Source organism: Pseudooceanicola algae (assembly GCF_003590145.2).
GTDB lineage: Bacteria > Pseudomonadota > Alphaproteobacteria > Rhodobacterales > Rhodobacteraceae > Pseudooceanicola > Pseudooceanicola algae.
Genome location: NZ_CP060436.1, coordinates 607,898 through 625,741, shown reverse-complemented (window position 1 = coordinate 625,741; position 17,844 = coordinate 607,898). Strand labels below are relative to the sequence as shown.

29 protein-coding genes are annotated in these 17,844 nt (G+C 62.1%); 6 read left to right on the top strand and 23 right to left on the bottom strand.

Annotated features, from left to right (window positions below; all coding sequences use genetic code 11):
• Nucleotides 1-4: 4 nt before the first annotated feature.
• The 21 genes from PSAL_RS03030 to PSAL_RS02930 all read right to left on the bottom strand — a co-directional run bounded on the left by PSAL_RS03030 (nt 5) and on the right by PSAL_RS02930 (nt 13,344).
• The gene (locus PSAL_RS03030) at nt 5-370 is read right to left on the bottom strand and encodes a GTA-gp10 family protein (protein ID WP_119840334.1); all 366 of its coding nucleotides are present in this window, start codon (nt 368-370) and stop codon (nt 5-7) included.
• On the bottom strand, nt 370-798 hold the full coding sequence (locus PSAL_RS03025) for a phage tail tube protein (RefSeq protein WP_119840333.1): 429 nt from the start codon (nt 796-798) through the stop codon (nt 370-372). Before PSAL_RS03025 ends, PSAL_RS03030 begins: the two co-directional genes overlap by 1 nt.
• Nucleotide 799: 1 nt before the next feature.
• Entirely contained in the window at nt 800-1,201 is a 402-nt protein-coding gene (gp17, locus tag PSAL_RS03020) for a tail completion protein gp17 (RefSeq protein ID WP_119840332.1), read from the bottom strand.
• A 3-nt stretch (nt 1,202-1,204) separates the two neighbouring features.
• Complete coding sequence (locus PSAL_RS03015; protein WP_119840331.1) at nt 1,205-1,654, bottom strand: HK97-gp10 family putative phage morphogenesis protein; 450 nt, start codon at nt 1,652-1,654, stop codon at nt 1,205-1,207.
• 72 nt (nt 1,655-1,726) lie between these two features.
• Entirely contained in the window at nt 1,727-2,077 is a 351-nt protein-coding gene (locus PSAL_RS03010; RefSeq protein ID WP_119840330.1) for a head-tail adaptor protein, read from the bottom strand.
• Nucleotides 2,077-2,661, bottom strand: coding sequence for a head-tail connector protein (locus PSAL_RS03005; RefSeq protein WP_196222853.1), 585 nt, complete (start codon nt 2,659-2,661; stop codon nt 2,077-2,079). The genes PSAL_RS03010 and PSAL_RS03005 overlap by 1 nt, the downstream gene beginning before the upstream one ends.
• Before the next feature lie 21 nt (nt 2,662-2,682).
• Entirely contained in the window at nt 2,683-3,174 is a 492-nt protein-coding gene (locus tag PSAL_RS03000; protein WP_119840328.1) for a hypothetical protein, read from the bottom strand.
• Between the two features lie 74 nt (nt 3,175-3,248).
• The gene (locus PSAL_RS02995) at nt 3,249-3,701 is read right to left on the bottom strand and encodes a hypothetical protein (RefSeq protein WP_119840327.1); all 453 of its coding nucleotides are present in this window, start codon (nt 3,699-3,701) and stop codon (nt 3,249-3,251) included.
• A 78-nt stretch (nt 3,702-3,779) separates the two neighbouring features.
• Nucleotides 3,780-5,006 (bottom strand): phage major capsid protein, encoded by a 1,227-nt coding sequence (locus PSAL_RS02990; RefSeq protein WP_119840326.1) that lies wholly within the window; start codon nt 5,004-5,006, stop codon nt 3,780-3,782.
• 110 nt (nt 5,007-5,116) lie between these two features.
• Nucleotides 5,117-5,716, bottom strand: coding sequence for an HK97 family phage prohead protease (locus PSAL_RS02985; protein WP_119840325.1), 600 nt, complete (start codon nt 5,714-5,716; stop codon nt 5,117-5,119).
• Entirely contained in the window at nt 5,709-6,992 is a 1,284-nt protein-coding gene (locus PSAL_RS02980; RefSeq protein WP_269212595.1) for a phage portal protein, read from the bottom strand. The genes PSAL_RS02985 and PSAL_RS02980 overlap by 8 nt, the downstream gene beginning before the upstream one ends.
• A gap of 95 nt (nt 6,993-7,087) precedes the next feature.
• Nucleotides 7,088-7,264 carry a hypothetical protein gene (locus tag PSAL_RS02975; protein WP_196222855.1) on the bottom strand — a complete coding sequence of 59 codons (177 nt, stop codon included), beginning with the start codon at nt 7,262-7,264 and terminating at the stop codon, nt 7,088-7,090.
• Nucleotides 7,261-8,937, bottom strand: coding sequence for a terminase large subunit (locus PSAL_RS02970; RefSeq protein WP_119840323.1), 1,677 nt, complete (start codon nt 8,935-8,937; stop codon nt 7,261-7,263). The genes PSAL_RS02975 and PSAL_RS02970 overlap by 4 nt, the downstream gene beginning before the upstream one ends.
• A gap of 1 nt (nt 8,938) precedes the next feature.
• Complete coding sequence (locus PSAL_RS02965; protein ID WP_196222851.1) at nt 8,939-9,454, bottom strand: phage terminase small subunit P27 family; 516 nt, start codon at nt 9,452-9,454, stop codon at nt 8,939-8,941.
• A 176-nt stretch (nt 9,455-9,630) separates the two neighbouring features.
• Nucleotides 9,631-9,828 carry a hypothetical protein gene (locus PSAL_RS02960; protein ID WP_196941894.1) on the bottom strand — a complete coding sequence of 66 codons (198 nt, stop codon included), beginning with the start codon at nt 9,826-9,828 and terminating at the stop codon, nt 9,631-9,633.
• A gap of 305 nt (nt 9,829-10,133) precedes the next feature.
• On the bottom strand, nt 10,134-10,790 hold the full coding sequence (locus tag PSAL_RS02955; protein WP_119840320.1) for a hypothetical protein: 657 nt from the start codon (nt 10,788-10,790) through the stop codon (nt 10,134-10,136).
• Nucleotides 10,787-11,377, bottom strand: coding sequence for a hypothetical protein (locus PSAL_RS02950; protein WP_119840319.1), 591 nt, complete (start codon nt 11,375-11,377; stop codon nt 10,787-10,789). Before PSAL_RS02950 ends, PSAL_RS02955 begins: the two co-directional genes overlap by 4 nt.
• A gap of 234 nt (nt 11,378-11,611) precedes the next feature.
• Complete coding sequence (locus tag PSAL_RS02945; protein WP_231388592.1) at nt 11,612-12,286, bottom strand: YdaU family protein; 675 nt, start codon at nt 12,284-12,286, stop codon at nt 11,612-11,614.
• A gap of 50 nt (nt 12,287-12,336) precedes the next feature.
• Nucleotides 12,337-12,564: a hypothetical protein gene (locus tag PSAL_RS02940; RefSeq protein WP_119840318.1), complete on the bottom strand. Its 228-nt coding sequence runs from the start codon at nt 12,562-12,564 to the stop codon at nt 12,337-12,339.
• Complete coding sequence (locus PSAL_RS02935; RefSeq protein ID WP_147407657.1) at nt 12,554-12,793, bottom strand: hypothetical protein; 240 nt, start codon at nt 12,791-12,793, stop codon at nt 12,554-12,556. The genes PSAL_RS02940 and PSAL_RS02935 overlap by 11 nt, the downstream gene beginning before the upstream one ends.
• 2 nt (nt 12,794-12,795) lie before the next feature.
• A complete protein-coding gene (locus PSAL_RS02930; protein ID WP_119840316.1) occupies nt 12,796-13,344 on the bottom strand; it encodes a hypothetical protein in 549 nt (182 codons plus the stop codon).
• 843 nt (nt 13,345-14,187) lie between these two features.
• Between PSAL_RS02930 and PSAL_RS02925 the strand changes: the two genes are divergently transcribed.
• Entirely contained in the window at nt 14,188-14,499 is a 312-nt protein-coding gene (locus PSAL_RS02925) for a hypothetical protein (RefSeq protein ID WP_147407656.1), read from the top strand.
• 382 nt (nt 14,500-14,881) lie between these two features.
• Here the strand turns inward: PSAL_RS02925 and PSAL_RS02920 are convergent, their stop codons facing one another.
• A complete protein-coding gene (locus PSAL_RS02920) occupies nt 14,882-15,247 on the bottom strand; it encodes a hypothetical protein (RefSeq protein ID WP_231388591.1) in 366 nt (121 codons plus the stop codon).
• Entirely contained in the window at nt 15,244-15,471 is a 228-nt protein-coding gene (locus tag PSAL_RS02915; RefSeq protein WP_119840311.1) for a hypothetical protein, read from the bottom strand. Before PSAL_RS02915 ends, PSAL_RS02920 begins: the two co-directional genes overlap by 4 nt.
• On the opposite strand from PSAL_RS02915, the gene PSAL_RS02910 reads away from it, so the two are divergent.
• The 5 genes from PSAL_RS02910 to PSAL_RS02890 all read left to right on the top strand — a co-directional run bounded on the left by PSAL_RS02910 (nt 15,470) and on the right by PSAL_RS02890 (nt 17,841).
• Nucleotides 15,470-16,255 carry a S24 family peptidase gene (locus PSAL_RS02910; protein WP_119840310.1) on the top strand — a complete coding sequence of 262 codons (786 nt, stop codon included), beginning with the start codon at nt 15,470-15,472 and terminating at the stop codon, nt 16,253-16,255. The genes PSAL_RS02915 and PSAL_RS02910 overlap by 2 nt on opposite strands.
• A gap of 44 nt (nt 16,256-16,299) precedes the next feature.
• The gene (locus tag PSAL_RS02905) at nt 16,300-16,566 is read left to right on the top strand and encodes a hypothetical protein (RefSeq protein WP_119840309.1); all 267 of its coding nucleotides are present in this window, start codon (nt 16,300-16,302) and stop codon (nt 16,564-16,566) included.
• A gap of 187 nt (nt 16,567-16,753) precedes the next feature.
• Nucleotides 16,754-17,071 carry a hypothetical protein gene (locus PSAL_RS02900; protein WP_147407655.1) on the top strand — a complete coding sequence of 106 codons (318 nt, stop codon included), beginning with the start codon at nt 16,754-16,756 and terminating at the stop codon, nt 17,069-17,071.
• Complete coding sequence (locus PSAL_RS02895; protein WP_196222850.1) at nt 17,068-17,223, top strand: hypothetical protein; 156 nt, start codon at nt 17,068-17,070, stop codon at nt 17,221-17,223. Before PSAL_RS02900 ends, PSAL_RS02895 begins: the two co-directional genes overlap by 4 nt.
• A 294-nt stretch (nt 17,224-17,517) precedes the next feature.
• The gene (locus PSAL_RS02890) at nt 17,518-17,841 is read left to right on the top strand and encodes a hypothetical protein (RefSeq protein ID WP_196222849.1); all 324 of its coding nucleotides are present in this window, start codon (nt 17,518-17,520) and stop codon (nt 17,839-17,841) included.
• The last annotated feature ends 3 nt before the right edge of the window (nt 17,842-17,844 follow it).

Sequence of the window (17,844 nt, the reverse complement as noted above, 5' to 3'; positions counted from 1 at the left end):
CAGTCTATCTCGCCAGCGGCGCCGGGGTCTCCTTTCCCACATTCTCCCCGCTGTCCGGGAAAGCCAGGCCAAGGGCTTCATGCATGATTTCAAGCGCGCCGAGCACGCCGCCCAGTTCCTGCATCATCCGGCCAGCCTGCTTCTCGGTGATCGTGTCGTGATGCTCCGTCAGCCCGGCCCAGAACAGCATCCGGATCTCTTTCATCCGGTGCCGTTTCCTTTCGAGGTTCGCCTGGAACTGGGCAAGAAAAACAGAGGTCGACAGGCCCGAGGCATCCTCGAGCTCGCAAAACGCATTCGGCGTGAACTGCAGCGTGAAGGTTTCCCCATCCACGCTGAAGGTCCTCTTGCCCTGCACGGTATTTCCCATCAGGCAGCCACCGTCACAGTCGCCTTGCCACTCGGGCGGAAGGTGATTTCACAGACCATCTTGTCCCCGGTCGGCGTAGCAGGCGAAACCCCGATCACCAGGGCCGCAAAGGTCCAGTCGGACCCATCCGGGAAGATCACCTTGTAATTGCCCGGGACCGTCTTGGCGAAATCGGCGTGGACTGACGCCATATGCGCCGAAGAGGCGTTGTAGTGGATCTGCACTGAGAATTCCTCGGCCTGCCTCAGGCCTCCGATGAATTCCTGCCAGCCATCCGGCGACTCGGAATGCGTCACATCGATGGCTTCGCGCGACAGCTTGGGAGGAACAACGTCCACCACCTCGCCAACAGTGGCGAACTCTTCCGGATCCTCACCGTCACCGCGTTGGAACTTGCTGCTGAAGCCGATATCTGCGTCTTCGGTCATGTCAAACGATCCTCTTCCAGTTGATCATGAAGTCAATCTGTCGGCGGTAGAGATACGCGCCGCCCTCTTTCATTTCCCCGCCTGTCTCGCGGATGAAATCGATGAAAACCCCCCGGAAGGCTGTAGCCCCCCGGTCTCCGCGAAAGCCGCTCAGCAGGGCCTCGACCGCCCAACCGATCTCCGCGCGGGATTCAGCGTCCAAGGTCCAGATGTCCAACTGCACCCGGTCCTGAAACAGTCCGGCTGGTCCGGTGCTGTGATAGCTGCGGCCCCCCGAAACCAAATGCAGCCGGATGCTCGGCTCACCCACTTCCTGAGCAGCGCCAGTCCAGTCGATCCGCCCCCCAACAGCAGCAGAAATGACAGCATCGGCCCTCAGGAGCGCCCGAAATTCCCTTTGCATGGATCAGCCCTTCCGCGCGAGCTTGCGCGCATAACGAGCGACGACCTTTTGAACCTCTTCCCAGTACCCGGACGAAATGATTTCGAGGGCGTCGTTCTTGTGGGCATCCCAGGCTGGTCGAAGATGCGGCTCCGGGGCCTGGTGCTCATTGCCGAATTCGGTTTGCAGCCCGGCCTGATATCCACCCTCGCCGGGTCCGGCGAAGACCTCGACCTGAGATTTACTGAGACCCCGCGCCGCCTTTTTCTGTGACTTGGTCAACTTGGTGCCAACGCCATAGCTGGCTACAAGCCCGCCGCTGTCACGCGGCGCGTTGCTCCCGCCCGCCTCAGCGATCGGGGTTGCGGCCTTACGTAGGATCCGTCGGCCAGTGTTCTTCGCCGTGGCGCGTGGCAGTTGCTTCAAGGTGATCTCGATTTCCTTGAAGCCTTCCAGCTTCATGCTCAGCGTCATATCTTCACCCCAATGATGCGTGCGTATTGTCCCCCGAACCCGCGACGCGGCGCCGCGCGTTCGCGGTGGATTTCAATCAGCTTGAGCGCTGGCGGTGATTTCCAGCCGATCCCGGCGACCAATTTCCTTGATCCCGACGATATCGAAGGTCAGCCCGTCGCAGACCAGCCGGTCCTTCGGCGTGATGGACCGGCTGAAGTTCGAGGAACGCACCACGAAGCGCGTCGTGATGACGGCATCAACATTGGCGGCCCGCCAGCGTTCCTGATCGGATACGTCCGTGCGCTCAGCCCAGACAAGATCGCCAAGGGCATCGGTCGCTGGATCGGTCCACTTTAGAACCTCGTTGAACCCGTTGTCTGTCAACGTGCCCCGAAGAAACTGCACCCGGCGATCAAGGCTGCCCGCCCGAAACTCACCCATCAGAACTTGGGCCGGATGAAGCGGCGCAGCTTGGCCATGAACATCACCGGAACCTCATCCGTGTTCACGCGAACGCCAGGTTCATACCAGTGTTCGACCAGGTCGAGCGCGGCCAGGCGGATGGCGGCAGGCACATCCGTCGCCGCAGGCCCATAGCCTGCCGCATATGACAAGGTCACTGCATCATCGCGATCATAGGTCGACGGCCATGACCAATTGGGATCTAGGCGCAGATATGCGCCAGAGCAGTCGTGCCCGAGCGCATACGCTGAAGGCGACAACACCTGCTCGACATTGTCAGCGTCGAAGTATGTCACGCTATCCACGCTGATCACTGGCGCCAGGACTATGGGCAGCCGGTCGCCGATCGGGAACCCGCTCAGCTGATCAGCCCAGCCTTGCGACACCAGCGCACGCCCAAGGATTCCGTCAACCCCATCCAGCTGTGACAAGGCCGCGACGATCACCAGCTCGATCGTGCCGTCGTCTTCGCCATCGCCACGACGCAAACGTGCTTGGGCTTGCGCCAAGGTGATCAGCTCGGCCAGCGGGTCAGAAGTTTGGATCGATGTAAGGCGTCGCACGCTATCTGCCTCCCCTTGCAATCAAGGCCGGTTCGAACGCGCGCCGCTGGCGGCGGACGCGGGCTTTGACGCAACCGCGTTAAGTGCGGCCGGCGGCGGCGCTTCGGAAGACGGGCGCTTGAAGGCCGGGAACAGCGCCTCCACATCAGCGCGGGTCAAGGTCGTGCTGCCTGTCAGATCCTTGATGCGGTCCATTGCGGGCTTGCCGGCGCTGGTCCAGTCATCATCTTCCGAAGGATCAAGATCCTTGAGTGCCGCACCAACAGCTTCAGCGCCCTTGCGCTTCTGTTCCGCCTCGGCTTCTGAGCGCGCAGCCTCTTCAGACCGCCGGCGCTCCTCTTCTTCCAGAGCACGGGGATCGATCATCGCCGTTTCGCGGACTGGGCGGCGATACTCGGTGGCCGAACCTGCGGCGATTAAACGGCGCCCGACGACATCACTGACCGTCATTACCGTGCCGGCATCCGCGCAGCCCTCTGGCCCCGCCAAAATTGTCTGCAACTTCACATCCATTTCGATGATCCTTCAAAGGGCTGCGCGATTGCGCGCCAGGTGTTAATTCAAGGTCGCGCGATCAGCGCTCCAGATCAGGCTTCAGCGGGCGACGTGACAGACACCAAATCGCCACTGGCGCCACCATCCGGGACCGGCAGCACACGCGCGCCGTAGCGGATCGCGGTGACCGCCCCGTAGGCGATATTCGCGGTGGCCGATGCGCGATTGACGCGAAGATAGCGTTCGCGGGGGCGGTAGACATCGACAGCCAGCAGCTTGCCGTTCAGGTCGTCATTCACGCCGCTGGTCAGCGTTGCCACCGCCCCGGCCAGCGCCGCCATGGCAGCCCCGGAATTCGCATCGCTCTGTTCGACGGTCAGGGTGGCGACGCCGGTCGCAACCGAGTCCTCGATGCTGGTCATGAAGATCACACCCTCATATCCGGCCATGTCGATGATTGCGGAATCGTTGTCGATTGCGGCGCCAGCGGCGACAGCAGCAGCCAGCCCAACCAGGCTCAGCTCACTCAAAAGGGTCGGGTTCATGGTAGTACCTCACGTTTCCAGGGATTGAGAAATGGGAACGGGGGCCGAAGCCCCCGTCATCTTGCGTCGAGCGCGGCCTTAGGCCGCCAACTTGATCCGGGCGAACGCCTCGCCCAGAACGGGCGCGCCATCGCCTTCATAGCGACCGATAAAGCCCACCTGGTTGCTCTCGGCATAGAGCTCGACAAGCCGTTTGATCTGCATCATCAGCGAGTCGATGATCCAGTAGTGGCTAAAGTCGCCCAGCAGGCCGACATAGCTGTTCGCGGTCAGGGTGTTCGGCGCGAATTCGGACATCCGGACAGGACGCCCGAGAAGCCGGTCGGGTTCACCGTCGCGCAGGCTTTCGCGGAAGATGAACTGGCCATCGTTGTCCGTGAGCTTGGCGATTTCCTTCATCACGTCACGATGGAACAACCAGTTCGCGTTGCCCCAATAGCCCGCCTTCAGCGAATACTTGGCATTGATCAGGCCCTTGGCCGTGGGGGCCGTCGCGGTGTTCTCCTGCGCGACATCGCGGCTGGTCGGGATCCCATCATTCGACGGGACGAAGAGACCGAGGGGCTTCTTGTCGCCATTGCCGATCATATAGGCCTTCTCCTGCGTGATCCCGAACTTGTAGGCCAACCGCTGGCGCACAAGCGCTTCCGCTGGCAGCGCCGAGTTGCGCAGCAGATCCTCGGACACCTTGATGCGCTTGGCCATCGGGTGGGTGCGCATCACGCGCTTGCCGAACTTCATGCTGCTGTCTTCTCCGCCGGTCGCAAGTTCGGTGGTCCAGTCGGCATCGGACGGGTCGGCATCGAGGCTGGGCATGCCGATCGAGGCGGCCGCCGGCATCGGGATCACGTTGGCCAGGCTGCGAATGACGACATCATCATCCATCGCCTTGATCAGCAGGTTTACGAACACTTCCGGCACCACGAGGAAACCGCCCTCGGTGTTGACGCCGGCGGACAGAGCGCGGAATTCCTGCGATCCTTCGCCCGCGCCGCCGGTCAGAAAGCTGCGGAAGGAGGCCATCAGGGCATCGGCGCGCCCGCGCTGCTCGCCACGATCAGCGCCATTGCCGCCGCTGCGCTCTTCGTCTTGCTGCAGGCCCTCTTCCAGCTCGCGTTCGGCTTCGCGTTGACGCTCTTCCCGCTCGATGTTCTGCCGCAGCCCATCGGCCTCGGTGAACATCGCATCGTATTGACCGCTTTCTTCGTCGGTCATCGAGCGTTTTTCAGTTTGAGCTTTCGTGATCAGTTCGCGCGCGTCCTTGATCAGCTTTGCCCGCTTCTCGCGCATTTCCTTGATGGTCATCTTGAAGTCCTCTCCGTTTCGAGCGGGCACCACGCCACGCCGACAGGCCCCGCCAGCGGGGTGTTCCGTTTTCAGTTTCAGGGGGTGGTCGGTATAGTCAGACCGGCAGATCAGCTGCCCAGCAGATCCAACAGGCGGAGTTCATTGGCGTAGTCCGGCGCATCGGGAGCCCGTACCTTGTTCCACTCCGCCATGGAGCGCTTGGCGATCTCGGTCTGCGGATAGGCCGGGAAGGTCACGGGCGACACATCTAGTAGACGCACTTCCAACAGGGTGCGCACCAGCTTGCCGTCCACTTCGTTCCACTCATCCGCGATGGTCCGAAACCCGAAAGACATCTGATCCACATTGCCGACGCGCATGTTTTCCAGAAGATCACGTGCCGCCGAGGTATTCGGCAGGGTGATTTCCACCCGAAGGCCGCGCTGATCTTCGGAAATGCTCAAGGTCTTCGACTTGGTGCGCCCAAGGACCAGGTTCGGATCATGGTTGAACAGGGCCCGCACATCACCGCCAAGCGATTTGGCGAAGGCACCGGGAGCAATCTGCTCACGGAAGCCGCCGAGGTCCTCGGACAACTCGTTGAACATCGCGGCGTAGCCAACCAGCACCTGCGGCGCATCATCGCCATCATCTGCCCGCAGTTCGATTTCCGGACTGGCGTAGAAGCGACGCTCGGGCGCACCGCAGTTGATCAGGTCATCAGGCATTTCCGCCCCCTTCGTTTGTTCTCAGTGCTTCATTCAACCCATTGTCGAAATCCCGGCCCTCAAGAGCCTGACTGACGATCTTCTCGATCATCGTCTGCATGGCAGCATCGACGCTCTGCCCCGGTCCGCCTATGCCCAGCATTCCGTCGAGGCTGGCAATCGGCGTGGTTGCCCCCTGGACGTAATAGCTGTCACCACCGTCATAGGGGTTCATGTCTTCGGCGCGCCGGATCTCGTTTGGAGTCATCGCACCGATGTAGAACAGGGACCGGTAGAAATTGGCCCGTGCTGTGGCGTCACCGCGCAGCAGACCCTTCATGTCGTAGGCCACATAGACCCCTCTGGCCCGGTCAGCCGCCGACAGAAGATAGGCGTTATAGCGCATCTCGCAGCGCGTCACCCACCGCAGCAGCGTATCAACCACGAACTCGATCGCCTGATGTTCGATGTTCGAATAGGTCACCGCACCCATCTCGCCAATCTTGTGCGGCGGCACCAGGTAGATCCGGGCGATGTCAGCGACGTTGAACTTTTGCAGTTCCAGATACTGGGCGTCATCCATCGTCATGCCGATCTGCTCCCACTTCAGACCACCATCGAAGATCGCGATCCGGCCAGCGTTTTGCGGTCCCTGATGGCGATCCTCCCAGCTCTTGCGCAGCGCCAAAGCGGCATCATCACTCAGCAATTCCGGCGACATAAGCGCGCCCTTGGGCTGGGCCGAATTGACGTAGAAGGACCGCAGGAACTGGCTGGCAGCGAGCGAATTTCCGATCGTCATCCGGTGTGTGCCGATTGGCGACAGGCTCCGGACGCCGTCCAGCATCTTGTGCGGTATCCGGAGCACTTCGTCATCGAACAGAACCCGGACCGGGCCAAGCCCATCCGGCCACCACCGGTAGCGGATACGACCCCCACGGTCCCGGAACGGCTCGATATGATCCGGTAGGATCGGCGGCAGCTCCGAAATGCGGCCATCAGGTCCGGTCACGATGCGCGCGTAACTGTCGCCGCGCAGCGCCGTGTGAGACAAGCTCATCTCGCGCCATTCGAAGGACGTCATCCCGGCAACCGGCATCTCGTGCACGATGCGATAGAGCGGATGATCGGTCAGCCGCACCCGTTTCTCGCGCCCGTTCGCGTCGATCTCCTTGCGGTAGACATGCAGTGGCAAAGCCGCGAGCGTTTCCGCGATCAGAGAGACGCAGGCATAGACAGCCGTCACACGCATCGCCGATTCAGGCGTGACCGACACTCCGCCCGGATCTCCGAACATCTCGGCCAGGACCGGGTCACGCGGATGCGTTGGATTTACCGTCGCTCGCTGCTCGCCGCCCGGTGAAACTGCAGCCAGTGAAGACAAAAAACCCATCAGCTGCGCACCCCGAAGATGGCAACGCCGGCAAGAACGGCGCCGGCCGTCAGGAAGCCGGCAGGCTCATAGACCAGCCAGGAACCATAGCCGATCAAGCCGACACCGATCAGGCCAACGATGTCGCGACGATCGATCCAGGGCGTCCGGTCGGTTGTGTCTGGGTTCTTCGTCAAATCAGGCCACCCCGTTCCATGATGCGTTCACTTGTGAGCTTTCCTGCATCGCCCACATCCTTGGAGGCGACACCTATCGCGTTGACCAGCGCGACGATCCCGTCGATCCGCTGGGTCGATTTTGCCTTCGTCGGCTTGATATTCCCGGCCGGGTCCGTTTCGACCGCGACCACACGGGCATGCCGGTCAAGGATTGGATGGCCGCCGTGATGCAAGGCGTTCGACATCACCAGCCGCTCCAACTCCTTGGAAGGCGGCGACATAGAGATGAACCCCTGTTGGAAATACTCGATCGGCAGGCCCTCCTGCGCGATCTCGATCGTTGTCTGGGTCGCGTTAAACCGGTCGACACCGATATTCTCGATCTCGAACCGTTCGGCATCATCGAACAGTGTGCGTTTCAAAAACGCGTAATCCACCACGTTGCCTTCGGTCGTGAATAGCGCTCCGCTCGCGGCCCATTTATCGTAGGGCAACCGATCCCGTTTCGAGTGCTCCTCGATCAGGTCACGAGGCTTGAAGAACCGCGCCACCACCGCCGGCACGTCCAGTCCCGGCTGCACCGGAAACCAATGCACCAGGGCAGTCAGATCGCTGATCGAGGACAGGTCGATGCCCGAGAAGCAGCGCTTGCCGGTCAGATCGATTTCCAGATCCTTCCACTTGCGAGGCCCGGCGCAATAGGTCCAGCCGAACCTGCGCCCCTGGTCATCGGCCATGTCGATCGGCAGCCACCGCACCGCCTGCTCTGACCAGATGTTCAGGTGGTAAGCCTTAAAGCTGTTCTCCAACCGCGGCGATTGCATGGCCCGACGCGCGTCGGCCCGCATCGTTTCCAGCTTCTTGGAAATCCCGAGGTTCGGATTCGCCTTGAACCAGGTGGATTCAGCCGTCCAATCGTCCTTTTCGGGATCGGCGGCATAGATTACCACCAGCGTTTCCGGGTCCTCGATCACCCCGTCGCAGATCTTTTCACATTCGTCATAGACATCCGCGCCATAGCCACCCTTCTTACCGGCTGTCGAGATCAGGAATTCCAGCGGCTGGCGGCGGTTGCCCTCGGAATCGTGCATGAATTGATAGAGGTCGCCCCCTGTCCATTCATGGATCTCATCCCCGATCAGCCCGCTGGCGGCCATCCCGTGCTTTCCCTTCCCTGACCCGGATAGCGGCTTGAATGATGCATTCAGAGCGCTGCAGTAGATCGCAGTCTTGAGGCAAACGAGGCTTTCCTGCAGATCCTCGCTCTTGCCGGCCATCAAGGTTGCCTTGTTGAAGACAATCGCCGCCTGATCCTTGTCAGCCGCAATCGAGTAGACCTCGCCGCCCTCTTCAGCATCGCCAAGCAACATCAACAGGGCGATGCCGGCAGCCATTTCCGTCTTGCCGTTCTTGCGCGGCACCCAGACGTAGCAGCGGCGATACCGCCTGGTCCCGTCCGCCCGCTTCCAGCCGAACAAGGGGCGGATGATGTCGTCAGCCTGCCAGTCCGCCAGGACGAAAGGCTTGCCAGCCCATTCACCCGAGGTCAGGCGCAGATAGCTGGGGAAGAACTCCACCGCGGCTTCGGCGGCCCGGCCGTCAAACCAGAAGTCTCCGCTGGTCCAGACGCCGCGGGCGGCATTCCACAAAGCGAATGGGCCGACGCCTCGCGGGCGTTCAGGTGCGAGCATGTCAGTTCAGGACGCCAATCGCGCCCGTCTTGTCCTTCTTTTCCCCTGAAACGCCAGGATCGAACAGGCCGGGCGTATTCGCTGCTGCTGCGCGTGCCGCGAAGAGGCGCTGACGATCAGCAGGGTTCAGACCAAAGCCCGATTCCATCTGGATCAGGGACCGGTTCAGCCGATCCGCCTGCATGAAGGCCGGGTGCGAGCGCACGTAGCTGCCGTGCGGACTTTCGCTTTCATAGGTCGTGCCTTCATCGTTCAAAACCTTCTCTAGCTGCACCCAACGACCGAAGACCTGACAATAGCGCGCGAAAGTATGGGCATCGATGACTTGCAGGATCTTCATGGCCGACAGCCTGGGGGCCAGTTCCGCCCAAACCTTCCGGCCATCAGCGTTCAGCCAATCCGGCGGCTGGATCTCGGTGCTGCCCGTCTCGCCGAGCTTGGCCGCTGCGTGCGCTTCAGCCTCGATGTCCGCTGTTTTGATCGGTCGGTGCCCCGAATTGCCCTTGGCCTTTTTCACGGCCGCAGGTTCCGGCGCGGGACCCCTACGCCCACCAGCCATTGCGATCTCCCTTCCCAGCCCGATCGGACCATCTCAAAAAAAAGTTTCCCGGAAACCCGCGCGAATTTTTGTTTCCTTATGCGCCGGTCCCGGATCGTCGGGCTTTCAGGGATTAACCCACCCCCCCCCCCGCCTCAGCGGTGGAGAGCCGCCAACGCCAACGCACGGGCGCTTGTCAAAACCAGATCCGTCGCCTCGACCTTGCCTGCCTCGAATGCACGCTCTAAAGCCTGCTTGACCACATCGTGATGCCAGGCACAGCACGGCTGCCAGTTGTTCTTGTCCCAGAACAGGCGCTGATCCCCTTTGTGTGGAACGATATGATCTGTCACTCGAGAGTTCTCGAGAAGCCCAGCCGCCTCACACGCAGGACACACCGGGTTACGCTGCAGGAACGTCTTGCTCGCCCGATCCCACCGCGTCGAGTACCCCCGCTCTCGGGCAGACCCGCGACGCGCCTCATACTCTTTCACGCGCGCCTTTCTATCCGGACTGTGGGTTGGCCTGAAGGTTCCCGGCATTGTCGGCATGCAATCCCACTCCGTCAGGCCCCGAACATGAAAACGCCCGGCAGTGGGTTCATCCACTCCGGGCGCAGTTCGATCGAGGGCAATATGTCAATGCACTGACATTCTCGTCAAGCAGTATTTTCCCAAGGTCGCCGTGGCGGCATGTCGAGCGTCACCGAATGGGAGGTCAACCCACCGTAAAGACGAAAGCTTTCGCGGAGATCCAGCAGCGCACCCCACCAAAGAAGATACCGACGCCGCAAGGACGCGAGCCGCCGGGCATCGTCCACGATGATCACCGGGCACATCCGCGATTCCACTTCGCGCCACCTGCCACGGTAGAAGTACCGGACATCGTTCACCCGTTCAGTCTTGGCGAACATGCCGTGCTTGCAGGACTGCCACCCGACCGGAACGCATCTGGTCTTCAAACCCTTGCCCCAATCGGGCATCGTGCCCAGGCGAGCCAGTTCCGCAATCGTCACGGCCATTTGCCGGCCCCCGCAGCCTTCCGGCAGAACCGCCAGCGCCGCAGCGACGGCGTCTGCGTCTGGATGGGGATCCGAGCGGCCACCCCCATCGACACGGCAGCCGAGCCGGGCGCGCTCGATCATCACGTACTCCATGCCGAAGGCCGGGGCCTGCCCCGGCATGCTAGCCATGACATCGTCGAACTCGATCGAGGCGAACTCACGCTGGAAGGCCCATTCGATCAGATGGAGGATCGAGACCTCGCGCTTGGCCGCCACGACATGCAGCGAGGGGAAGGATCGCTGAACCATCATGCCGCATCCCCCTGCCCGCTCAGGTCGACCAAGGCGGTCGCCCTTTGAAGGTCGCGCCGATAGGCATCGAGCCAGGCTTCATCCGCCTCCGAAATGAGCCAGCCCCGATCGATCTTGTCCTGAAGGCGGATCACGCGGTCGCGCATTTCGGACGCGCGCTCGGCGACCCGGCGATGCTCGGCATCGTTCATCGGCGGACGGCGCTTTGCCATCCAGAACCGCAGATGTGCCACCAGGCAATCCTCGGCCTGCGCCCTTTGCCCCGCCTTGCTGGCAAACCAGCTCGCCAGCCCCGGCATTTCCTCAAGCGGGCGCGGCTGCGCCAGCTGCGCGTAGGCCACGAATGTCGCGTGGACCGGCCAGAAGCAACGCGCCGAGCCCTCGCCCTTGTCCTGCAATGACAGGAACAGCCGGTCGAGGTTGCCATCGGTCAGATAGGCCAGGTCATCGGCCACCCGGTCTAGGCGGCGCTGGCCGTCCTCAGGGGAAACGCCCTTCTTCCACCGAAAGCCCATCTCGGCCAGCGGTGTCAGCAGCAGCCTGCGGACCCGCCCGCGCTTCGTTTCGGTCTTCTGCTCTTCGCTCATGGCTTTCACCCTTTTCTCAGCCTCTGCATGCCGGTTCCACCCGGCACCATGGTTCGTTGTTCGGGGCGCGCTCGGTGCAGGAAGGGTGTTTTGTGTTTTCCTGTTTTTTCTTTTCTTGTCCTGTAGGGCAATGACACCTCGGACGCTGAAAAAAGCAGGTGTAATCACCTGCAACATGACTGCCATATGACTGTAATCATGACAGCGGATTACACTTCGATCACACTTCCTGCGTTACTCCACCGAGCCGCCTCTTGCCCCCAGATGATGCACGTTCGGGGCAAGACCCACTGCCTCTTCCAGCGCCACCCGCACGTTCTCCTCGGTGCAGTAGAGCCTGCTTTTCTCAAGGAAACCCGCCACGGCATGCACAACCTGATCGGACTCGCGCAGGGCCTTGGGCACGCGCATGGCCGCCAGCTTCTTTCGGACGCGGCTGCGCAACGTGGCCGACCGGCCAGCCTCTCGCGCCTGGTCCCGCCCGGCTTTCCGCTGATGCATGTCCGCTGCGATTTCCGCGATCACCGGGTGCCCGAGCCGCCCGCCGCGGCGGCGACCCGGCACCGCGTCCTCTTCGATCGTGACGGATTGCCACCCGTGAAGGACACCCGCCCGCGCTTCGCGCCAGCCCTGCAAGTCCGCGCCAAAACGGGCAATTTGCGCAAGCTGGACGTCATCATCGGGCAAGGTGCCCGCCGGGTCCTGCTTGAAGCTTTCGCTCCACAGGATCAGCGCGGTCCCGATGTCTGCACGTCGCCCTTCGGCCACGGCATAGGCCACGAAGTTCGAAGTCAGCAGGCGGTTGATGTAGAGCGGGATCCAGTCGTGGTTCGACAGGGTGTCGCCCCAGCTCAAGGGATACCACCAGAAATCGGCGATCAGTTCGGTCTCATCCTGTTCTTGGCTCAACGTGCTTCCCTTTCTTGACGCCGGCTTGTGCCGATCAGCTTCTTCGTTCTTCAGCAGCGCGCGTCTCGCGCGACTTGCTCCATTCGCGCCAGTTCCGCCTGATGGGCGGCATCGACACTGCCATGCAGCGCCAGCAGCTCGCGCAAGCCGGCGCAGTGATGCCCAGCCCGCCCCGCGCACCCGCACCCACCCCGAGACAGGCGACGGCAAAGGGCGTAGACGTCAGACCCCGGCATGATCACCGCGCTGCGCATGTGCTGAATCGGGTCAGGCTTCATGGCCACCCCCAAGCGCCTCTAGGGCATCCGCCAGGGCGCGAAGCTGGACAGGCAAATCCGCGTCGATGAAGCCGCTTGCGATCAGCGTCGATTGTGGCCGGCTGCCGTCTTTCGACAGACCATCCGCCCGCAATCCCCACTGCCGCGCGCCACAGGCGCTGACCGTCAGAACCGACACCAGATGCCCGAAGGGCAGCTCGTGGCGCTCGACAACTTCAACCCGCGCCACCGTCACGCCCTCGCACTCCGCTTGTCCGGAATGTCGAGGCCAAGGCGCTTTTGACGAAGGCGGACAGTCCGGATCGTGCAGCCAGACAACCGGGCGATCTGCGTCACACTTCTCTGGCCATCGACAAAGGGCAGGATCCGCGCGGTCACCGCCTCATCCAGGGGAAGCTCAGCCCCCTTCATGCCGCTTTCGCCGCGCTCCTGCTTCAGCCCATGCCGCCTTGCGATACGGCGCACGCGGGCGGCGCTGGTATCAAGCTGATGCGCGATCTGCTTGCCGCTGAGCCCGTCCCGGATCGCCTGCGCGATCTCCTTGTCCTTCAGGATGTCTTCTTCGCTGCGATACTGGCCACGCGCCGGCTGGCGAACCGAGCCAGGCCGCCCGCCGGCGCTACCCCAGCCCCGATTGCGCGGATCGGCGCTGATCAAGCGCTGGCCATCCCAAACATAATCAAAGCCCGCAGCGGTGACGCCGGGCCCCACCCGCGTTACTCCACGCTCGCGCAGATGATCTTCGATCAGGGCGCGCTCTTCTGAGCAGATTTCATCCATGATCGACCTCCGATGGTACGGGGCCGGGTTGGGGCTGAGCATCCCAATGCTGCACTGCAAACCGCCCGCCGGGCGAGGCTTCCACCCACCTCTGCAGGATTTCAGCAATACCGCCCGGGGTCCGCCGGGCCTTCTGGATGGCCTCATGGATCCAAGCTCCATCCATGCCGGCCAAAGACGCCACTTCATGGAAATCTCCGGAGCCGATCCAGCTCTCTTCAACCGCGCGCACGCCGCTGCTTTTGCCCGGCTGGGTCGTTACCGAATACCCCTTCAGGACCGAGATCACACATTCGGAGAAAACCGCAGCCCAAAGGTTCTGACACCGCCGGGCCCTCATGGGATCGGATTGGCCACCCCGACAAACAGCCGTTGACGGTCGCCGCATCTGGTCTTTCCGAATTTCCATTATGCCCGCACCCGCACGAAAAGGGGGCGCACCACGCGGGATGCGCCCCAAGTCGACAGGGAGGCGTCAGGATCGCACATTGCCCAGGCGGCCACGCGATCCTGCGGTGCGGCTGTCGTCTGCCCGGGCTGTTCTGAATTGGTGGCGCGAGGAACCGGGAGGAGGATGGCCCCCCGCGCCTGCTGCCCGCGCCGCCTCTGGCACGGGACTGCTCGCCGGGCGCTCGGCCCGGATGGGGATTGGATAAGGACGCTGTAGGAGCCTTCTTGACTTAAGGTCACATAGTACAGCAGCTTGGATGCTTGCCTGGGCGGACGCTCCAACGCCCGCCCAGTGAGCGAAGCCGCGCCGCTGTGAGAAGCGCGGTTCACCTGCGTTTCGGGCTTAAGCTCAACCTCGCCAGAAACACGCGCCACCAGGAAAGGAACATTCCAATGGCGACACCAACGGTTGAAATGACGCACGCTGAGGCCATTACCTATCTCAATAAGCAAGTCGTCGAATTGAACCTTGCTTTGCGTGCTCAGCATCAGATCAACTATACCGCCCTTGTCGGCGTCCTCGCCGTCTCCACACCCGAAATGCGCGAGGCGATCATGGCGGATCTCAATACTGCCGTGACTCGGCAGGACGAAGGCAGCTATGCCCGTCAGTCCCTTGCCAGCCTTGTCAGCCTGCTTGAACCCGTAGCGCGAGGTGAAAGTGGAGGACATTTGCGCCTAGTGCCTCCCGTTCCTGAGGAATGAGGCCAGCGCTCCAGCCGATTTTCCACAGACCGCAGATGCATCGAACGGGTCCGCAGGGACCATGGTTACTTGCAGCTTCCCTGCGACCGCCCCGCGGATATTGTCTGCGTCCGATTTCAGCGCTCTCACACGACAGATCAAATAGACAATAAACCCCCACTGTATGAAGTCAGCGGGGGCGCCGCTTCTGACCACAGCCCACCAAAACTCGGGACTATCCCATGTCATCACCGCCGCCCCCCGCTCGCCTTGTGGAAAAATTTTTCCGACTTTTTCGCCCAGCGACGGCTGCGCCGGGACCAGCCCGACGCGATGCGCCCCGCCCGCGCAGACCAGATGTCGAACCAGTGACCCGCGATCTCCATTCCCAAGCGCTTCAGCATCACTCCCCCCTCCCCCGGATCGGTTCCAGGGCGCACAGCACCCCCGCCAGCACCATGACCGCTGTCACATAGCGTAGGGCCGCGTCGTTCTCGCAGCGCAGCCAATTGATCACCTGCCGTTCGGAGACCTCCAGAACCCCCGAGGCTCGCCGCGCCACGTCACGCTCGGACGCGCCGGGAAAAGCCAGCCACAGCAGCGCCGCGAACCAGCGCCGCGACCGGCACTGGTGATCCCCGGTCGAAAAATCCCGCCGGGATGCATTTTGTGAAAGATTTTTCCGCATGCCGTCTCCATGTTCATCCTGTGAGTGGACGAATGGTGATGCAGTTGCAGTGGAAAGGTCTGGATGGGGCGCGGTGGTCATGCCGCGTCCCTTTCGGTTTTCTCAGCCATCGCAATGGCCATATGAGCCCGCAACCGATCGACAACCCGCAGGGTCGGACTCGACTTGCCAGACTTCCAGGCATCCCAGGCACCCCAGCCAGCACCGATCCCGTCGCGCAGGATCTTCTGGGGCGCAACATCGAGCCGTGCCGCGCAGGCCTCGACTTCGGAAACAAGAGCTTCGGTGGTGGGAATGATTTGCATGGCACCACTGATAGGAATTTATTCCTACATTAGCAAGGATTACTTTCCCATCGCTGATTTTGTGCCCTCAGCGCAGTATCGCGCCGTGTCAGACGATCCATTCATCATCGGCCTCCGCGCGATTTTCGCGGAGCGACCCGACCTGAAGCCCGCCACTGTGTCGACAGAGGCGGGCCTCGACAAGTCGGCTATCCGGAAGATGTTGGATGGATCTGTGAAGTCCCCCAAGATCTCCAATGCTGTGAAAATTGCATCGATACTCGGGACTACAATCGAAGAGATTGTCGGCGATCCCCAGACAGTGTGGATCGAAAAGCCACACGCGTCGCTCGCGGGCAATGTGGGGGCTGGCGCCCAAGTGCCAGTCTTCGAGGCCTATCCGAACGGAAGCGGCCCAAAGGTGCCCCTGCCACCCGGCCTCAAGCGAACAGATGTCATCGCCGTGCGCATCGAAGGCGACAGCATGGAACCCGTGTACAGCGCCGGAGACCTGCTGTTCTATCACCGCGAAACAGCGGACGGCGTCCCGGCCGAGTCAATCGGCCACCGCTGCGTCTGCGAAGACGCCAATGGCATGGGTTGGGTCAAGCAGATCAAGCTGGGTAGCCAGCCGGGCCTATACAACCTGGTCTCACTCAACCCCGGTGCCACCAACATGCATGACGTGGAACTGAAATGGGCCGCCCGTGTCCTGCTGCATTGGCCTGCGGAACTGGTGGCGCCCTTCGAGCACGGTCAATCTCAGTATCAGCACCAAATCACCAGCGAGAACCAATCCCGGTAGAACTATTGAGCCCTTATACCAAAACTCTCTGACGAAAGAGGATCATGAAGATTTTTAAGTTTTTCAGCTTCGCAATTATCGCGTTCACCCTCACAGCCTGCACAGAGCCCGCACCTGTCGTTTCCGACTTCAATGGTGACAGCGTGAAGATTCAAGAATCCACTTTGCTTACGGGCGCCAACCCCGAAGAGCCGGAGGTGGTCAATCAAGCAAGTAGAATCTGCGGCACCAGAGGCCGTAAAGCTGAATATGTCTCAACAACTTACGCCCCCAACAACTATTATGCGTCTCACCTTTTCCTTTGCCTGTAGCGGTTAATTGACGGTCGACGGCCTCAAGGAGGCCCGGCTTCGCGCCGGGTTTCCTTTTTCTGGCACCCCGATTCGAGCACAAGCAGGGGCGGCAGTCAGTCACCATATGGGAATTCTTTCCTATTTTGCTTGACATGGGAATTCTTTCCCCCCATCAATGACCCCATCACTCTGATGGAGGTCACCCATGCACAGCCCGGACTCTCGCCCGCCCATTCTCTGCCCGGAAATCTTCGCCGCTTCCCCTACGGCCATGCTGGCCTTGTGGGCACGCGCCAAGGCCGACCGTGGTCAGCCGATCACGTTGGACCGCATGCAGCGCCTGATCCGGAACCAGCCGTCGACAGGCTTCGGACAAGCGCGATCGCTCGGCCAGTCCCTGCCCGATCAGCCGCCCGCCGCCCTGCAGGCCGAGCGCGCCCGCATAGAGCGCCTGGTCGCCGATGTCTGCGCCCGCCGACGCGCCGCCAACAGCCAAGGCCCAACCGGCGGTGACGCGGCATGACATTCCGCTCTCCCCAGGAACACCTGAACGCCCGCGACATGCGCCGGGATCGTCTGCCCACCACCCGCCTGGTCATTGCGATCCTCGGCGTGGTGCTGGTGACCTTGCTGCTGGTCATGCGGGCGGTGCTGATGGCCGAGGCAGGGCTATGAGGCCCTAGTCCCTGCCGGCCCCCGGCATACCTTCCGAGATCGAGGAGCGCACCCTGCCCGCCGCCACCCCCACGGATAGCGCACTGTCTGCGCCATCCCAGCTGGCGGGGCGGCATCCCACGCCCCGCCAGCGCAATCCCCTCAGCGAGATCTCAGACGCAGGCTTCGTACTGGCAACCATTGCCGGCATCGGATTCTGGCTGATCGCTTGGGCGGTCTGGAACTTGCTCTGAGTCAGGCGCCCCCGCCCCCGAACTCAACTCCGACTTCGCCAACCCGAAAGGAACCATGCTCATGCAGCGGCACGACCTCAACTTTCTCGAATTCATGCAGAGCTTTCGCCGCGGCGAGCTACTGCGCCAAGGCAACGAACAACTGGAACGGGTCATCTCAGCCATGAAGGAAACCGGCGGAGACGGTTCCATCACGATCACCCTGCCTTTCAAGTTCAACAAGGGCGGCCAGATCGAATGCACCCCGAAGGTGACCGGCAAGGTGCCGCCGCGCGCCATGGGCACCGGCATCTACTTCGCTGATGACGAGGGCCGCCTGTCCCGCCGCGACCCGAACCAGCTCGACATCGAAGACGAAATCGACCGCCGCCGCGCGGCCGATTGAACC

What these genes read in the sequence shown, in the direction of transcription:
- PSAL_RS03030 (WP_119840334.1), bottom strand. Translation starts at nt 370, where the DNA reads ATGGGAAATACCGTGCAGGGCAAGAGGACCTTCAGCGTGGATGGGGAA.
- PSAL_RS03025 (WP_119840333.1), bottom strand. Translation starts at nt 798, where the DNA reads ATGACCGAAGACGCAGATATCGGCTTCAGCAGCAAGTTCCAACGCGGT.
- gp17 (WP_119840332.1), bottom strand. Translation starts at nt 1,201, where the DNA reads ATGCAAAGGGAATTTCGGGCGCTCCTGAGGGCCGATGCTGTCATTTCT.
- PSAL_RS03015 (WP_119840331.1), bottom strand. Translation starts at nt 1,654, where the DNA reads ATGACGCTGAGCATGAAGCTGGAAGGCTTCAAGGAAATCGAGATCACC.
- PSAL_RS03010 (WP_119840330.1), bottom strand. Translation starts at nt 2,077, where the DNA reads ATGGGTGAGTTTCGGGCGGGCAGCCTTGATCGCCGGGTGCAGTTTCTT.
- PSAL_RS03000 (WP_119840328.1), bottom strand. Translation starts at nt 3,174, where the DNA reads ATGGATGTGAAGTTGCAGACAATTTTGGCGGGGCCAGAGGGCTGCGCG.
- PSAL_RS02995 (WP_119840327.1), bottom strand. Translation starts at nt 3,701, where the DNA reads ATGAACCCGACCCTTTTGAGTGAGCTGAGCCTGGTTGGGCTGGCTGCT.
- PSAL_RS02990 (WP_119840326.1), bottom strand. Translation starts at nt 5,006, where the DNA reads ATGACCATCAAGGAAATGCGCGAGAAGCGGGCAAAGCTGATCAAGGAC.
- PSAL_RS02985 (WP_119840325.1), bottom strand. Translation starts at nt 5,716, where the DNA reads ATGCCTGATGACCTGATCAACTGCGGTGCGCCCGAGCGTCGCTTCTAC.
- PSAL_RS02980 (WP_269212595.1), bottom strand. Translation starts at nt 6,992, where the DNA reads ATGTTCGGAGATCCGGGCGGAGTGTCGGTCACGCCTGAATCGGCGATG.
- PSAL_RS02970 (WP_119840323.1), bottom strand. Translation starts at nt 8,937, where the DNA reads ATGCTCGCACCTGAACGCCCGCGAGGCGTCGGCCCATTCGCTTTGTGG.
- PSAL_RS02955 (WP_119840320.1), bottom strand. Translation starts at nt 10,790, where the DNA reads ATGATGGTTCAGCGATCCTTCCCCTCGCTGCATGTCGTGGCGGCCAAG.
- PSAL_RS02950 (WP_119840319.1), bottom strand. Translation starts at nt 11,377, where the DNA reads ATGAGCGAAGAGCAGAAGACCGAAACGAAGCGCGGGCGGGTCCGCAGG.
- PSAL_RS02940 (WP_119840318.1), bottom strand. Translation starts at nt 12,564, where the DNA reads ATGAAGCCTGACCCGATTCAGCACATGCGCAGCGCGGTGATCATGCCG.
- PSAL_RS02930 (WP_119840316.1), bottom strand. Translation starts at nt 13,344, where the DNA reads ATGGATGAAATCTGCTCAGAAGAGCGCGCCCTGATCGAAGATCATCTG.
- PSAL_RS02925 (WP_147407656.1), top strand. Translation starts at nt 14,188, where the DNA reads ATGGCGACACCAACGGTTGAAATGACGCACGCTGAGGCCATTACCTAT.
- PSAL_RS02920 (WP_231388591.1), bottom strand. Translation starts at nt 15,247, where the DNA reads ATGACCACCGCGCCCCATCCAGACCTTTCCACTGCAACTGCATCACCA.
- PSAL_RS02910 (WP_119840310.1), top strand. Translation starts at nt 15,470, where the DNA reads ATGGCACCACTGATAGGAATTTATTCCTACATTAGCAAGGATTACTTT.
- PSAL_RS02915 (WP_119840311.1), bottom strand. Translation starts at nt 15,471, where the DNA reads ATGCAAATCATTCCCACCACCGAAGCTCTTGTTTCCGAAGTCGAGGCC.
- PSAL_RS02905 (WP_119840309.1), top strand. Translation starts at nt 16,300, where the DNA reads ATGAAGATTTTTAAGTTTTTCAGCTTCGCAATTATCGCGTTCACCCTC.
- PSAL_RS02900 (WP_147407655.1), top strand. Translation starts at nt 16,754, where the DNA reads ATGCACAGCCCGGACTCTCGCCCGCCCATTCTCTGCCCGGAAATCTTC.
- PSAL_RS02895 (WP_196222850.1), top strand. Translation starts at nt 17,068, where the DNA reads ATGACATTCCGCTCTCCCCAGGAACACCTGAACGCCCGCGACATGCGC.
- PSAL_RS02890 (WP_196222849.1), top strand. Translation starts at nt 17,518, where the DNA reads ATGCAGCGGCACGACCTCAACTTTCTCGAATTCATGCAGAGCTTTCGC.